Source organism: Sporofaciens sp. St.21A7, assembly GCF_059728535.1.
In genome coordinates this window covers 2848161-2861973 of record NZ_BAAGFN010000001.1, presented here as the reverse complement: position 1 = coordinate 2861973, position 13813 = coordinate 2848161, and the positions used below count along the sequence as shown (strand labels likewise).

General features: G+C 49.3%; 12 protein-coding genes, 1 tRNA gene and 1 other annotated feature. Of the genes, 11 read left to right on the top strand and 2 right to left on the bottom strand.

Annotated elements, in window-relative coordinates:
- Nucleotides 1-27 precede the first annotated feature (27 nt).
- The 11 genes from AC6I3O_RS13985 to pdxR all read left to right on the top strand — a co-directional run bounded on the left by AC6I3O_RS13985 (nt 28) and on the right by pdxR (nt 10957).
- A complete protein-coding gene (locus tag AC6I3O_RS13985) occupies nt 28-588 on the top strand; it encodes a Uma2 family endonuclease (protein ID WP_497851424.1) in 561 nt (186 codons plus the stop codon).
- Nucleotides 589-646: 58 nt separating this feature from the next.
- Nucleotides 647-891 (top strand) — a binding site (T-box leader).
- Nucleotides 892-995: 104 nt separating this feature from the next.
- On the top strand, nt 996-1700 hold the full coding sequence (gene epsC / locus AC6I3O_RS13980; protein ID WP_497851423.1) for a serine O-acetyltransferase EpsC: 705 nt from the start codon (nt 996-998) through the stop codon (nt 1698-1700).
- A gap of 56 nt (nt 1701-1756) precedes the next feature.
- Complete coding sequence (gene cysS, locus AC6I3O_RS13975) at nt 1757-3163, top strand: cysteine--tRNA ligase (RefSeq protein WP_497851422.1); 1407 nt, start codon at nt 1757-1759, stop codon at nt 3161-3163.
- A complete protein-coding gene (locus tag AC6I3O_RS13970; RefSeq protein ID WP_497851421.1) occupies nt 3148-3591 on the top strand; it encodes a Mini-ribonuclease 3 in 444 nt (147 codons plus the stop codon). Before cysS ends, AC6I3O_RS13970 begins: the two co-directional genes overlap by 16 nt.
- Before the next feature lie 31 nt (nt 3592-3622).
- Nucleotides 3623-4423: a 23S rRNA (guanosine(2251)-2'-O)-methyltransferase RlmB gene (gene rlmB, locus AC6I3O_RS13965; protein ID WP_497853480.1), complete on the top strand. Its 801-nt coding sequence runs from the start codon at nt 3623-3625 to the stop codon at nt 4421-4423.
- On the top strand, nt 4402-5007 hold the full coding sequence (gene sigH / locus AC6I3O_RS13960; RefSeq protein ID WP_497851420.1) for an RNA polymerase sporulation sigma factor SigH: 606 nt from the start codon (nt 4402-4404) through the stop codon (nt 5005-5007). Before rlmB ends, sigH begins: the two co-directional genes overlap by 22 nt.
- Nucleotides 5008-5019: 12 nt before the next feature.
- Nucleotides 5020-6729 (top strand): M3 family oligoendopeptidase, encoded by a 1710-nt coding sequence (locus AC6I3O_RS13955; RefSeq protein ID WP_497851419.1) that lies wholly within the window; start codon nt 5020-5022, stop codon nt 6727-6729.
- 143 nt (nt 6730-6872) lie between these two features.
- Nucleotides 6873-6945: transfer RNA gene (locus AC6I3O_RS13950), tRNA-Thr, on the top strand.
- A gap of 137 nt (nt 6946-7082) precedes the next feature.
- Complete coding sequence (locus tag AC6I3O_RS13945) at nt 7083-7811, top strand: NUDIX domain-containing protein (RefSeq protein ID WP_497851418.1); 729 nt, start codon at nt 7083-7085, stop codon at nt 7809-7811.
- A gap of 49 nt (nt 7812-7860) precedes the next feature.
- A complete protein-coding gene (locus AC6I3O_RS13940) occupies nt 7861-9528 on the top strand; it encodes a glutamine--tRNA ligase/YqeY domain fusion protein (RefSeq protein ID WP_497851417.1) in 1668 nt (555 codons plus the stop codon).
- A 10-nt stretch (nt 9529-9538) separates the two neighbouring features.
- Nucleotides 9539-10957, top strand: a complete 1419-nt coding sequence (gene pdxR, locus AC6I3O_RS13935) for a MocR-like pyridoxine biosynthesis transcription factor PdxR (protein WP_497851416.1) — start codon at nt 9539-9541, stop codon at nt 10955-10957.
- A 72-nt stretch (nt 10958-11029) separates the two neighbouring features.
- Here pdxR and AC6I3O_RS13930 read toward each other — a convergent pair whose 3' ends face one another.
- A complete protein-coding gene (locus tag AC6I3O_RS13930; RefSeq protein WP_497851415.1) occupies nt 11030-12616 on the bottom strand; it encodes a methyl-accepting chemotaxis protein in 1587 nt (528 codons plus the stop codon).
- Nucleotides 12617-12648: 32 nt separating this feature from the next.
- A complete protein-coding gene (locus AC6I3O_RS13925; protein ID WP_497851414.1) occupies nt 12649-13794 on the bottom strand; it encodes an extracellular solute-binding protein in 1146 nt (381 codons plus the stop codon).
- Nucleotides 13795-13813: the final 19 nt, after the last annotated feature.

The window sequence follows — 13813 nt, the reverse complement described above, 5'->3', positions numbered from 1 at the left end:
TCAAAAGAAAGGGAAGGATGTGAGCGTATGGGACTGGCAGAGACGGAGAGAAGGAAAGATGAAAAAATTAACGGGGTGATTTATGACATGTCGCCTGCGCCGGGATATCGGCATGGAATTATCAACAGCAATATTCATACAATAATTAAGCAGGGGTTAAAAGACAGTATCTGTCTTGTGACGATTGAGAATCTGGATTTTAGATACCATCCGGAGATAAATGATGATTATGTATGCCCGGATATCATGTTAATCTGCGACCGGAAGCATCTAAAGGGAGGGACTTACAGCGGAGTGCCGAAGTTTATCGCAGAGACCTTGAGCCACTCAACCGCGAAGAGGGATAAGACGGAGAAGAAGGATATCTATGAGAAAGCCGGCGTGGAAGAATACTGGATTATTTCGCCCCAGGGGAAATCCGTTGACATCTACTATCTGGAAGAAGAAAAATATTGCTTAATGAACAGTTATATGCTGGAGGAGGATAAAGAAGACGAGGATTATAATGCTCAGACGGAGATTAGCCTGAGGGCGTTCCCCCATATTAAAATGACTTTGGCGGAAATCTTTGAAGGTGTTGACCTGTAAGAATCTGATTGACAAATTCTCTGATTTCGCATATGATATAACGTACATGGAATACATGAAAAAGACATAGAACGGAAAGAGTAGCAGATTGTGAATCCAAAAGAGAGAAGCTGCCATCGGCTGAAAGCAGCTTTGGAAAGAGGGTCTGTGAAGTGCATCCGGGAGTCGGTTCGGTGAAAGGAAGCAAAAAGAGTTCGGTAGCCGGGTACGGGATTACACACGTTACGTGTATTTGAGTGGAGGACGTATTCAATAACGGCTCTCTACAAGAGTGGAACCGCGGAGTAATGCTTCGTCTCTTGATGTTGATTGGGAGACGGAGTTTTTTTATGCGCAGACCCGTGCAGAGGAAATGTCTCATGATTTGGTGTATAAATTTAGTATTATGGAAGGAGTGGCAGGACTATATGGGAATACTGTCATATATCAGGCAGGAAATTCAGGTAGTACGGGAACGGGACCCGGCAATCAAGTCGAATCTGGAAGTTTTCCTGTATCCGAGTTTCAAGGCAATCCTGCATTACCGTCTGGCACACAAATTATATTTGAAAAAGCACTATTTCCTTGCCCGTTGGATTTCCCAGCGGACGGTCAGGAAGACGGGAATCGAAATCCATCCCGGAGCAACCATCGGGAAGGGGCTGTTCATCGACCATGGAAGCGGCGTGATTATCGGGGAGACGGCGGAGCTTGGCGACAATGTCACCCTGTATCAAGGCGTGACTCTTGGCGGTACGGGGAAAGAGAAGGGCAAACGCCATCCGACCCTTGGTGATAATGTCATGGTAAGCGCCGGGGCAAAGGTCTTAGGCTCTTTCAAAATCGGAGAGAACTCCAAGATTGGCGCAGGGAGCGTCGTGTTAAAAGAGGTGCCGCCCAACTGTACCGTAGTGGGCGTGCCGGGGCGTATCGTGAAGATGGGCGACCAGAAGATCCCCCGCATGGATATGGATCAGGTGCATCTGCCCGACCCCATCAGCAACGATATCCGGGAACTGCAGGCAGACAATATAAGGCTGCATAAGCGGCTCGTCCAGATGGAAAAACGTATGCGGTGCATGAAGACGCAGGAGATTGACGTGCTGGATGAAAAAAAGAGCCGGCCAGAATGAGGCAGGTAAGGAGCATAAGAGATATGAGCGAGAAAGAAAAGGAGAAGGCGTAGATTATGAAATTGTACAACACATTATCTAAGAAGAAAGAAGAGTTTGTCCCGTTAGAGGAAGGAAAGGTTAGGATGTACGTCTGCGGGCCCACTGTTTATAATTTCATCCATATCGGAAATGCACGGCCTATGATTATCTTTGACACGGTAAGAAGGTATTTCGAGTATAAGGGTTATGACGTGAATTATGTATCCAATTTCACGGACGTGGATGATAAGATTATCAAAAAAGCCATCGAAGAGGGCGTGACGGCGGATGAGATTTCCAAGCGGTACATTGCGGAATGCAAGAAGGACATGGAAGGGATGAATGTGAAACCAGCGACCACCCACCCCCTTGCCACACAGGAGATTGGCGGGATGATTGAGATGATCCGCACATTGATGGAAAAGGGATATGCCTATGAGAAGAACGGTACGGTTTATTTCCGTACCCGCCAGTTTAAAGATTACGGCAAATTATCCCACAAGAATTTAGACGACCTGCGTTCCGGCGAGCGTTCCCTTTTGGTGACGGGGGAGGATGAGAAGGAAGACCCGTTAGACTTCGTGCTGTGGAAGCCAAAGAAAGAGGGCGAGCCGTCCTGGGAGTCGCCCTGGAGCGACGGACGTCCGGGCTGGCATATCGAGTGTTCCGAGATGTCGAAGAAGTATCTGGGCGAGCAGATTGACATCCATGCCGGAGGCGAGGATTTGGTATTTCCCCACCATGAAAATGAAATTGCCCAGAGCGAGGCGGCAAACGGCAAGGAGTTTGCGAAATACTGGATGCACAATGCATTTTTGAATATCGATAATCGTAAGATGAGTAAGTCTCTGGGGAATTTCCGGACGGTCCGTGAGATTAGTGAACAGTATGACCTGCAAATTCTGAGGTTTTTTATGCTGAGCGCACATTACAGAAGTCCGCTGAATTTCAGCGCGGAACTGATGGAGGCGTCTAAGAGCGGGTTAGAGCGTATCGTCAATGCGGCGGACAGCTTAAAGTTTTTAATGGAAAATGCAAAGACGGAAGAAATGACGGAAGCAGAAAATCAGGCTTTTGGAAAGACAGAAGCGTTTGTGAAAGCCTTTGAGAGCGCAATGGAGGATGATTTTAATACGGCGGATGCGGTAGCTTCTGTTTTTGAGTTGGTGAAGTACAGCAACACGACAGCGGACGGGGACAGTTCAAAGGAGTATCTGCAAAAACTTTTGGAACGTCTGGTAAGCCTTACGGATGTTCTGGGACTGATTGTTGACCGGAAGGAGGAGATGCTGGATGAGGAGATAGAGGAGCTGATTCAGGAGAGGCAGGCGGCGCGTAAGGCGAAGGATTTCGCCAGGGCGGATGCAATCCGTGACGAGCTGCTTTTAAAGGGAATCATTCTAAAGGACACGAGGGAAGGTGTGCAATGGAAACGGGCATAGAGTATATGCAGGAATTATTCCAGATGAAAGAGGTAGATATCAAGGAGTATTCGCCCCTTGCCCTTGCGTATATCGGGGACGCAGTCTATGAGCTTGTGATCCGTTCGCTGGTGTTAAGCGAGGGAAACCGGCAGGTGCAGAAGATGCACAAGAGAACCAGTTCCATGGTGCAGGCTTCGGCGCAGGCACGTATGATGACTGTCCTGAACGACCGGTTGTCGGAGGAGGAACACGCGGTATATAAGCGGGGGAGGAATGCGAAGAGCCTGTCTCCTGCAAAGAACCAGTCCGTGTCTGACTATCACAAGGCAACCGGGTTTGAGGCTTTAGTCGGATATCTGTATCTGAAAAAGGAATGGAAGAGGATGCTGGAGCTGATAAAGGCAGGGCTTTGTGCTCTGGAAGAAGAGGAAGGAAAAGCAGTTTAGCAAATTGACAGAGAGGTTTATCGAAGAGGATATGAGAAAAGAAAATGAGAAGAATCCTGGGACAGACAGAGAAAACGAGAACCTGATTGAAGGGCGCAACGCTGTTTTGGAGGCATTCCGGTCAGGAAAGACCATTGATAAGCTTCTGGTGTTGGATGGATGCCAGGATGGTCCTGTGAAGTCGATTTTAAGAGAGGCGAAAAAGCAGGATACGCTGATTCAATTCGTGTCGAAGGAAAGGCTGACCCAGATTTCCGGGACGGGTAAGCACCAGGGCGTGATTGCTTATATGGCGGCTTATGCTTACGCAGAGGTGGAGGACATGCTGGCTCTTGCAAAGGAGAAGGGGGAAGATCCCTTCCTGATTTTGCTGGACAACATCGAGGACCCCCACAATCTGGGTGCGATTATCCGGACTGCGAACCTTGCGGGTGCCCATGGCGTGATCATTCCCAAGAGACGGGCAGCAGGTTTAACGGCGACGGTGGCGAAGACCTCGGCAGGGGCGCTTTACTATACCCCTGTGGCGAAGGTCACGAATCTGGTCAGGACGATGGAAGAATTGAAAAAGCAAGGCCTGTGGTTCGTCTGTGCGGATATGGGCGGTGAGCAGATGTACCGTCTGAACCTGACAGGTCCTATCGGTCTGGTGATCGGAAGCGAGGGGGAAGGCGTGGGCAGGCTTGTGAAGGAGAGCTGCGACCTGACAGCCGGGATTCCGATGAAGGGTGATATTGATTCCCTGAATGCATCCGTGGCGGCGGGCGTACTGGCGTATGAGGTGGTGCGCCAAAGACTGGAGAGCTGTGTATGGCAAACTACGAGCAGATGACGGACGAGCAGCTGATAGAAAAGCTGCGCAAGGGCGACAGGGACATCATGGACTACATCATGGAGAAATATAAGAACTTGGTGCGCAAGGAAGCGAATGCCATGTACCTGCTGGGCGGGGAGAATGACGACCTGATTCAGGAAGGAATGATTGGACTGTTTAAGGCGGTGCAGGATTATAATGTACATCAGGAGACTTCTTTCTATAGTTTCGCAAAGCTGTGTATCACCAGGCAGATGTATTCGGCAATCGAGGCGTCAAAACGGAAGAAGCACAGCCCCTTAAATTCCTACATATCCTTTTATGAGACGAGTGAAGAGCAAGGTTCCCTGATTGAGACCATGGCGGCAGGGCAGGAGAGCAATCCGGAAGAACTGTTGGTCAGCCGGGAGTATGCGCAGCTTTTGGAGATGAAGCTGGAGGAGAGTTTAAGCGCCCTTGAGAATCGGGTGCTCTATCTGCATCTCCTGGGGACAGATTATAAGACCATTGCCCGCCTGTTGGACAAAAGCCCTAAGACGATTGATAATGCGCTGCAGCGGATTAAAGGGAAGACAGAAAAAATACTGAAAGCAGAAAAGTAAGGAGGAAGAAAAATGATGGAACAGAAAACATTTACATTTCCGGAGATGGAATATGTAAGGCCAGACTTTGAGGAGATTGGAGAGAAGGCAAAAGAGCTGACGGCGAGGGTGGACCTTGCTAAGTCCTATGAGGAAGTGAAGTCATGCCTGCTTGAGATGGAAGAATTCTCGAAGCATATGAGGACGGCGGTAACGATTGTGTCAATCCGGCACACCCTGGATACCCGGGATGAATTCTATGAAAAAGAAGACGCATACCTGAAAGGAAAGATGCCGGAGGTGATGCCGGCGCTTCTTGCACTGAAAGAAGCATTCATGAATTCACCATTCAGGGCAGATATTGAGAAGGAGTACGGAAGCCAGATGTTCGTGTCCATAGAGCTTGACAAGAAGAGTTTCTGTGAGGAGAATATTCCGTTGATGCAGAAGGAAGCTTTGCTTACAAGCGAGTATGAGAAGATTATGGCGTCGGCGGAGATTCCGTTCATGGGAGAGAAGCGGAACCTGTACGGGCTCCAGAAGTTCTTCGAGCATGAGGACAGGCAGGTGCGGGCTTCGGCTTATAAGGAATACTCGGCTTTCTACCATGGCCATGAGGAGCGGTTGGAAGAGATTTGGGAAGAACTGATTACCATCCGCACACAGATGGCAAAGAACCTTGGATATGAGAATTTTATCCCGGTTGGCTATATGCAGCAGGGGCGTACAGATTATGGGCAGAAGGAAGTAGAGAATTTCCGCAGGCAGGTGCGGGAGTATGCCGTGCCGTTGTGTGTGAAACTGTATGAGATGCAGCGGGAACGTCTGGGAGTCGATACCTTGATGGCTTATGATGAGAAGCGTGTATTTCCGGACGGAAATGCGGTTCCGGCAGGGGATGAGGATTTTATGATTTCTCAGGCGCAGAAGATGTACCATGACATCAGTCCGGAAACAGGCGAGTTTGTAGACTTTATGATTGGACATGAGCTGATGGATTTAAAGAATAAGCCGGGAAAGGCGTCTACAGGATATATGACGATCCTGGCGGATTACCAGGCGCCTTTTGTGTTTGCGTGCCTGAACCATACGATATTTGACATGCAGGTCCTGACCCATGAACTGGGGCATGCATTTGCCGGATATATGGCCATGAGGGAGCAGCCGTTATCGAATTACTATTTCTCGTCAATGGACATTGCGGAGATTCACTCGATGGGCATGGAGCAGTTTGCCTATCCGTATGCGGAAATGTTCTTCGGAGATCAGGCGGATAAGTACCGGTTTGCCCATTTGCAGGAGGCGTTGATGCTGGTGCCTTTCGGGACGGCTGTGGATGAATTCCAGCATATCTGCTATGGGAATCCGAACCTTACGCCGAAAGAGCGTACATTGGAGTGGAAGAAGCTGGAGGAGATTTATATGCCATGGCGGAAGTATGATGCGGATGATTTCTTTGACCGCGGCGGGTTCTGGTATCATAAGCTGCATATATTCCTGTACCCATTTTACTATATCAATTATATCCTTACCACCATGGGAGCTATGGAATTGGCGGCGAAGAACCGGGATAACCATGAGAAGACATGGGAGGATTACCTGCGGCTGTGCAAATGCGGGGGCAGCATGAGTTATCTTGAGACGCTCAAAGCCGCGGGACTTTCCGTTCCGTTTGAGGAAGGTAGCGTTAAGCGGGCTGTGGAGTATATAGAAGGAGTCTTGCTGGGTAAGAAAGAAGAATAGGTTTTTAGAATGGGACAGCCGGAATGTTGGAGTTATTCCGGCTTCCTGGTAAAAAAGTAGAAAAAAATAGAAAAAATGCAGAAAGGATATTGACAAGAAGGGACAGGATATTGTATAGTATCAATGTTGCATATCACATGTTTGCTGCCTTGGCTCAGTCGGTAGAGCGTCGCCTTGGTAAGGCGGAGGTCGGCGGTTCGATTCCGCTAGGCAGCTCTTAAATAGTAAAAATAAGGACTTTTCGAGGTACAATTAATGCTTCGGAAAGTCTTTATTTCATTATAGGACAAACGGCTAAAGTTTCAAGTCGAACACATTATAAAGGAATTCTGAGAATAAGGAGGATATGAAACATGCCATCATTTTTAGAAGACTTGTCCCGTTTTCGGGGAACCGGGGAACGGAATGCGCAGGGAGAGTCGCTGGAAGAGTTTTTGGAAGGGTATGAACCGGGGAAATATGAGTCCCCAAGCTGTACGACGGATGCCGTTATATTTTCCCATCCGGGGAAACTGAATTCATCTTTGGAGGGACTTAGCATTCTTATGGTGAAAAGGGGCAACCACCCATGCATCGGGGCATGGGCGCTGCCGGGAGGCTTCATTAACATGCGGGAGAACCTTGGGGACACTGCGAGAAGAGAGCTGGAAGAAGAAACCGGGGTCAAAGGACTTGTGATGGAACAGATTGCCACCTATGGGGATTATGACAGGGACCCTCGTTCCAGAGTCATCACGACGGCATATATGGCTCTTGTGGATGAAAATGACGTCAAGGTCAAAGCAGGGGATGACGCCGCAGACGCCGTATGGTGCAAGGTACGGTTAAAGCTTCTTGACAGCAGCCAGGAAGGCGGCCAGGTGAAGAATAGATATGCTTTATATTTGACGAATCAGAGCAGAGGGCTTCATACGTCAGCCGTGGTCGAGGAGCAGATACGGACGGACGGCTTGATTCGGGAACAGAAATTTACCGTGGCAGAACAAGGGATGACGGCGGCAGACCATGGGGCGATCATTGTGCAGGCACTGCTGATTTTAAGGAAACGGACAGACGACCTTGTTTCGCCAAATTTTTTATGATAAGATAAGGGACATAATGTTATGTAAGTATCTACAAGGAGGAGCAATCATGGGAGAAGAGGCAGTTTCCAAAAATTTTATTGAGCAGGAGATAGATAAGGATCTCGCGCAGGGAGTCTATTCGGAGGTCTGTACCAGATTTCCGCCGGAACCCAACGGATACCTTCATATTGGGCATGCTAAGTCCATACTGTTGAATTCAGGGCTTGCGAAGAAGTATCACGGGACGTTCCATCTGCGGTTTGACGATACAAACCCTACAAAGGAAGATATGGAGTTCGTAGAATCTATTAAGGAAGATGTAGAATGGCTGGGCGCTGATTTTAAAGACCATCTGTATTTTGCATCGGATTATTTTGAAGTGATGTATGAATGCGCGGTGAAATTAATCAAGAAAGGAAAAGCGTTTGTTTGTGATTTAAGCGCCGAGGAGATTCGGGAATACCGCGGCACATTAACGGAGCCTGGGAAGAACAGCCCCTATCGTGACCGGAGTGTGGAAGAGAACCTGCGTCTTTTTGAAGAGATGAAAGAGGGCAAGGTGAAAGACGGGGAGAAGGTGCTGCGCGCCAAGATTGACATGGCGTCCCCAAACATCAACATGCGCGACCCGGTCATTTACCGGGTTGCCCATATGCCGCACCACAATACAGGGGATAGATGGTGCATTTACCCGATGTATGATTTTGCCCACCCCATTGAGGATGCGGTGGAGAAGATTACCCACTCCATCTGTACGCTGGAGTTTGAGGACCACAGGCCGCTCTATGACTGGGTGGTGAAGGAATGTGAGTTCGATCCTGCGCCGCGGCAGATTGAGTTTGCCAAGCTGTATCTGACCAATGTGGTGACGGGGAAGCGTTACATTAAGAAGCTGGTGACGGACGGAATTGTGGACGGATGGGACGATCCAAGGCTTGTGTCCATTGCGGCGCTCAGAAGAAGAGGGTTTACGCCGGAATCGCTTGAGATGTTTATTGAGATGTGCGGCGTGTCCAAGAGCCAGAGTTCTGTGGATTATGCTATGCTGGAATACTGTATCCGGGAAGATTTAAAATTGAAGCGTCCCCGCATGATGGCTGTGTTAGATCCGATTAAGCTGGTGATTGACAATTATCCGGAAGGAGAGACGGAGTATCTGGAAGTGGAGAATAATCTGGAGAACCCGGAACTGGGGATGCGTAAGCTGCCGTTTTGCCGGGAGTTGTATATTGAGCGGGAGGATTTCATGGTTGAGCCGCCTAAGAAGTATTTCCGGCTGTTCCCAGGAAATGAAGTGCGCCTGATGCATGCTTATTTTGTGAAATGTGTAAGCTACGAGACGGACGCTTGCGGGAATGTTACCGTAGTTCACTGTACCTACGACCCGGAGACGAAGTGCGGGACAGGATTCACGGGGCGGAAGGTGAAAGGAACGATTCACTGGGTGGCAGCGCCTTTTGCAAAACAGGCAGAGGTGCGTCTGTATGAGAATCTGGTGGATGAGGAGAAGGGTGTTTATAATAAAGAGGACGGTTCTTTGAACCTGAATCCCAATTCCCTGACTGTCCGTAAGGAGTGTTATGTGGAGGATAGTTTTGCAAAGGCGAAGGGGTGCGACAGTTTCCAGTTTGTAAGAAACGGATACTTCTGTATTGATTCTAAGGATTCATCGCCGGAGGCGTTGGTATTTAACCGGATTGTATCTTTAAAGAGTTCGTTTAAGCTGCCTAAGTAGGGATTTGTCCATGAACGAATTGACAATGAATCTCAAGAGCCATTCTAAGATTCCGCTTTATGAACAGATTTACAGCTATATTAAGACGGACATCCAGAGCGGGAGACTGAAATATCGGGAAAAGCTGCCCTCAACCCGGTCGCTGTCCAGGCATTTAGAGGTCAGCAGGAGTACGGTGGAGCTGGCCTATGAGCAGCTTTTGTCGGAAGGGTATATTGAAGCCAAGCCATACAAGGGATTTTTTGTGGCGCAGACGGAAGAGCTGTACCATTTCAAAAAAGAGCGGATACAGCCTGCCGCTCCCAAGCAGCAGAAGAAGTACAAGTATGATTTCTCTCCTAATGGGGTGGATTTAAGGAGCTTTCCCTACAATGCATGGCGGAAGCTTACGAAGGATATTCTGATGGATGACCGGACGGAGTTATTCCGTTCCGGTGATTCTAAAGGAGAGTATGGTTTCCGCAATGCGATCAGCAGCTATCTGCATCAGGCAAGAGGGGTAAACTGTTCGCCGGACCAGATTATCGTTGGCGCGGGAAGCGACTATATCCTGATGCTCCTTAGCATGGTCTTGGGGAGAGGGCACAGGATTGCCTTTGAGGATCCGGCGTACAAGCAGGCGTATCACATGGCCAATGCGTTATCTTATGAAACAGTTCCGGTATCTCTGGATAAAAGCGGGATGATGGTTTCCGCGCTGGAGGAGTCTGGCGCGGATATTGCGTATGTGACGCCGTCCCATCAATACCCTATGGGTATCGTGATGCCCATCAACCGGAGGATGGAGCTTCTTAGATGGGCGGCGAAGGGGGAGGAACGGTATATCGTAGAGGACGACTACGACAGTGAGTATCGCTATAAGGGAAAACCGATTCCTGCCCTCCAAGGGTATGACGCCCATGAGAAAGTCATTTATCTGGGGACATTTTCCCGCTCGGTTGCGCCGGCAATCCGGTTAAGCTATATGGTGCTGCCGCAGCCTCTTATGGATGTATATGAGAGAAAAAACAGGTTCGTGCATTCTACCGTTTCCAAGGTGGATCAGTTGATTATGCAGAGATTTCTTGAAGAAGGGTATTATGAACGGCATCTCAACAAGACGAGGGCGCTGTATAAGAGCCGTCATGACGTGCTGTTAGAGGGGCTTAGGCCTATGTCGGATATTCTGGATGTTTCCGGGGAACATGCGGGCGTTCACCTGCTTTTGACCTTCCATAACGGGCTGTCGGAAAAAGAGCTGCTCCAAAGGGCGGCAAAGGAGGATGTGCGTGTGTATGGGCTTTCGGATTACCGGATTAGGCAGGCTTTGGAGGAAAAGCCGACCATTTTGCTTGGCTATGCCAACCTGACGGAAGAGCAGATCCGGGAGGCAGTGGAGATATTGGAGAGATGTTTCCGATGCTCGGGAGATCAGAATGGAACAAAGTGAATGGGGCTGTCGGGAAATAGATAGTCCAATGCTCTGGAGGCGGCGATACATATATATTGCCGCCTCCATAAACTATAAGTCTTTAAACACTTCCATCTGTTTCTTCAAATCCTCTACGATTTCTCTGTTGGTATCCATGCGCCCGGTAATATCCGCCATGTCTTCAACGAGGATTTGGGCGTTTCCGGCAACCCCGGTAATTCCGGAGGCGCTTTCGTCGATTGCTTTCGTGATGCTTCCAATCGAATCGGCGATTTCCGTCATGGAATTCCTAAGCCGCTCGGTTCTGCTGTTGAATGCGTCTATCATTTCTTTTACATAGTCGGCGTCTTCTTTATACTGCCTTCCGGAGCGGACGAATTCCTGAAATTCGGTTAAAATGGTTTCATTCAGGTAATCTGCCATGTCTTTGGAATGGCCGGACAGGTTATATACGGCGTCTGTGACGATTTTATTTACTTCCTGTATGCGCTCGGCAGTCTCGCCGCATGAGGTTGCCAGGCTTTTAATCTCACGGGCGACGACCGCAAACCCTTTCCCGGCTTCGCCTGCCCGCATTGCCTCTACCGAAGCGTTTAAGGCAATCAGGTTTGTCGATGACGAGATTGACATGATATCTTTGGTCAGGCTGTTTACCTGGTCTACGCTCTTGCTGTTTTCGATTGCCTTCCCGAGGACGGCAAGGATGTCGGCGGCCTTTTCCCGTATGGCGTCTGTGTTGGTCTGCGCCGCGGCTTCCATCTCGTTTGCCCGTACCTTCATTGCGGTTGAATATTCTGTGATTGCGCTGCATTCCTTTGACATGTCATGGACGTCGGTTTTGATGTCGGCCGCGCTGTGGTTTATATTTGCCGCGTTATTCGCTACTTTCCGGATTACCGTGGACAGAGAGCCGGAAAGTGCGGACAGCCCTTTCGCGCTTTCGTTGGAGGTGCGGGTATGTTTCAGTACCTCTTTGGTCACATCGTCAAGTGAGGTGGAGCTTTCCTGCAGCGTGTTTACCGTACCCTGGATAGGCGTGATTACATATTTCCGGATAATCCGTACGGCGGCGAGTATCAGCAGCAGGCAGGTGACGACAGAGGCTGCTGCGATGATTAGGGAGACGACGTATACGGCAAAAAGATGCTGACGGGCCTTTGTGGTCTTTGCCTTGACGGCGGCATACAGGTTATTGGCGTTGCCCTCCATCGCGTCGCCGAAACTTGCCACATCGCCGTTTGCATAGGCATATGCGTCTTCTGTCTTACTGTCTGCGCTGGCGCATACGAGAAATACCAGAGCGTGCTTAAAAGAGTCGTAATTTGCCAAAAGCTTGGCGTATTCCTCTTCTTCGTCTTCTGTAATGTATTTTTTATATTTGTCCAGAAATGATTCCAGTTTTTTTTCTTCTTCTTTAATCTGCGCCACGATGGCAATCATGGAGTTATAGTCGGCAGCCACGATGTGGGAAAGGGCGATTTCATGGATTTTCGTGATGGAATAGCGGATATCCTGCAATGTTTCGGAGCCGACCATATAGTTGTCTACAATTTTCGAGGCGTTTGAATTGACCGTGTTGAGGCTGAAAACCGACAGGAGATTTGATACAAATGCCACGATTCCCAGGAGTATGACGGGGATGATTAAACGTTGTTGTATGCGGAGTTTCTTCTTCATATTGTTTCTTGAATCCTTTCGAGAGATTGAATCTATCTGGCAGAGACATTTTCTGCCATTTCATCTAGCTGTTCCTGTATGCTCTGGCCGGAAGGGTTTAAATCCGCCATATTTTCGGCAAATTTTGAGACAGGGTCCCAGAATTTGCCGCCGATTCTCTGCAGCTGTGAAAACTCAGACTGCTCTAACAGGGCGGCGATTGCCGGAGACTGCTTTATAACCGGGGACTCTGCAACTGCGACGTTAGAGGGCCCCTGGCCGCGCAGTTCAAACCGGAGCTGCTGGTTTTTTTCATTTGTAATCCATTCTGCAAGCCGCGCCGCCCATTTGGGCTCTTCGGAGTAGGCGTTTACACCGATGAGCTTGCAGCCGGAAAAGGAAGCCATCTGTATCTGGCTGCCGTTACAGGTGTAGGTGGGAAGTTTGGCGGCCCGGGTGTTTTCGCCCCAGGCTTGCGTGACCGCGACTGCGTTCCATACGCCGCTGATGCCTGCGACAACGGAACCGTTTTGTACCCCGGCAAGGAATCCTTCGTCCGTGCGGTTTACAAATCCCGGGTTTCCTGCGATTCTAAGCATGGCGTTGGCAACGTCGATGCCCTTGATTGCTCCGTCCGTCTGGTTCCAAGTACAGTAATTGGTGATTCCGTCGTCGTTAAGTCCTATTTTCAAGTCCGTATTGCCAAAGAATGAATAGACATACCATGCGGAAGACCAGTCCATGGAAAACAGCTTGCCGTTCGCCGCAGCAGCCTGCAATATCCCGTCCAGTGTCTTTGCCTGTTCATCCGAAATGTACTGATTGTTATAGTATAAGAAATATCCATTATCTGCCGTCAGCGGATAGGCGTAAAGCTGACCGTTTATCGAGGCGGCTTCTACGGCGCTGGGAAGATTTTTTGCCTTGATTTCATCTGCATTTTCGATGGGGTCTAATGCCCCGGCCGCCGCCAGCGCGTGTAGTTGGTCGTCTGCAAACGTGAATACGTCCGCGCCTTCTTCCAGCCCGCCGATTAATGCGTCTTTGCATTGGGATTCTCCCTGCACTTCAAATGTAATCTGCAAATCAGCCTCAGCCTGATAGTTTGCCTGGAAGCTCTGGATGATTTGGTTCATCAGTTCGGCGTCCTCCTCGGCGCCCCAGACTACCAGTTCTGCTTTTTTGGGTTTTGATTGCAATGTTAACAACCTAACTAAA

Coding starts and splice junctions, on each gene's coding strand:
- AC6I3O_RS13985 (WP_497851424.1), top strand. CDS start 28: ATGGGACTGGCAGAGACGGAGAGAAGGAAAGATGAAAAAATTAACGGG.
- epsC (WP_497851423.1), top strand. CDS start 996: ATGGGAATACTGTCATATATCAGGCAGGAAATTCAGGTAGTACGGGAA.
- cysS (WP_497851422.1), top strand. CDS start 1,757: ATGAAATTGTACAACACATTATCTAAGAAGAAAGAAGAGTTTGTCCCG.
- AC6I3O_RS13970 (WP_497851421.1), top strand. CDS start 3,148: ATGGAAACGGGCATAGAGTATATGCAGGAATTATTCCAGATGAAAGAG.
- rlmB (WP_497853480.1), top strand. CDS start 3,623: ATGAGAAAAGAAAATGAGAAGAATCCTGGGACAGACAGAGAAAACGAG.
- sigH (WP_497851420.1), top strand. CDS start 4,402: ATGGCAAACTACGAGCAGATGACGGACGAGCAGCTGATAGAAAAGCTG.
- AC6I3O_RS13955 (WP_497851419.1), top strand. CDS start 5,020: ATGATGGAACAGAAAACATTTACATTTCCGGAGATGGAATATGTAAGG.
- AC6I3O_RS13945 (WP_497851418.1), top strand. CDS start 7,083: ATGCCATCATTTTTAGAAGACTTGTCCCGTTTTCGGGGAACCGGGGAA.
- AC6I3O_RS13940 (WP_497851417.1), top strand. CDS start 7,861: ATGGGAGAAGAGGCAGTTTCCAAAAATTTTATTGAGCAGGAGATAGAT.
- pdxR (WP_497851416.1), top strand. CDS start 9,539: ATGAACGAATTGACAATGAATCTCAAGAGCCATTCTAAGATTCCGCTT.
- AC6I3O_RS13930 (WP_497851415.1), bottom strand. CDS start 12,616: ATGAAGAAGAAACTCCGCATACAACAACGTTTAATCATCCCCGTCATA.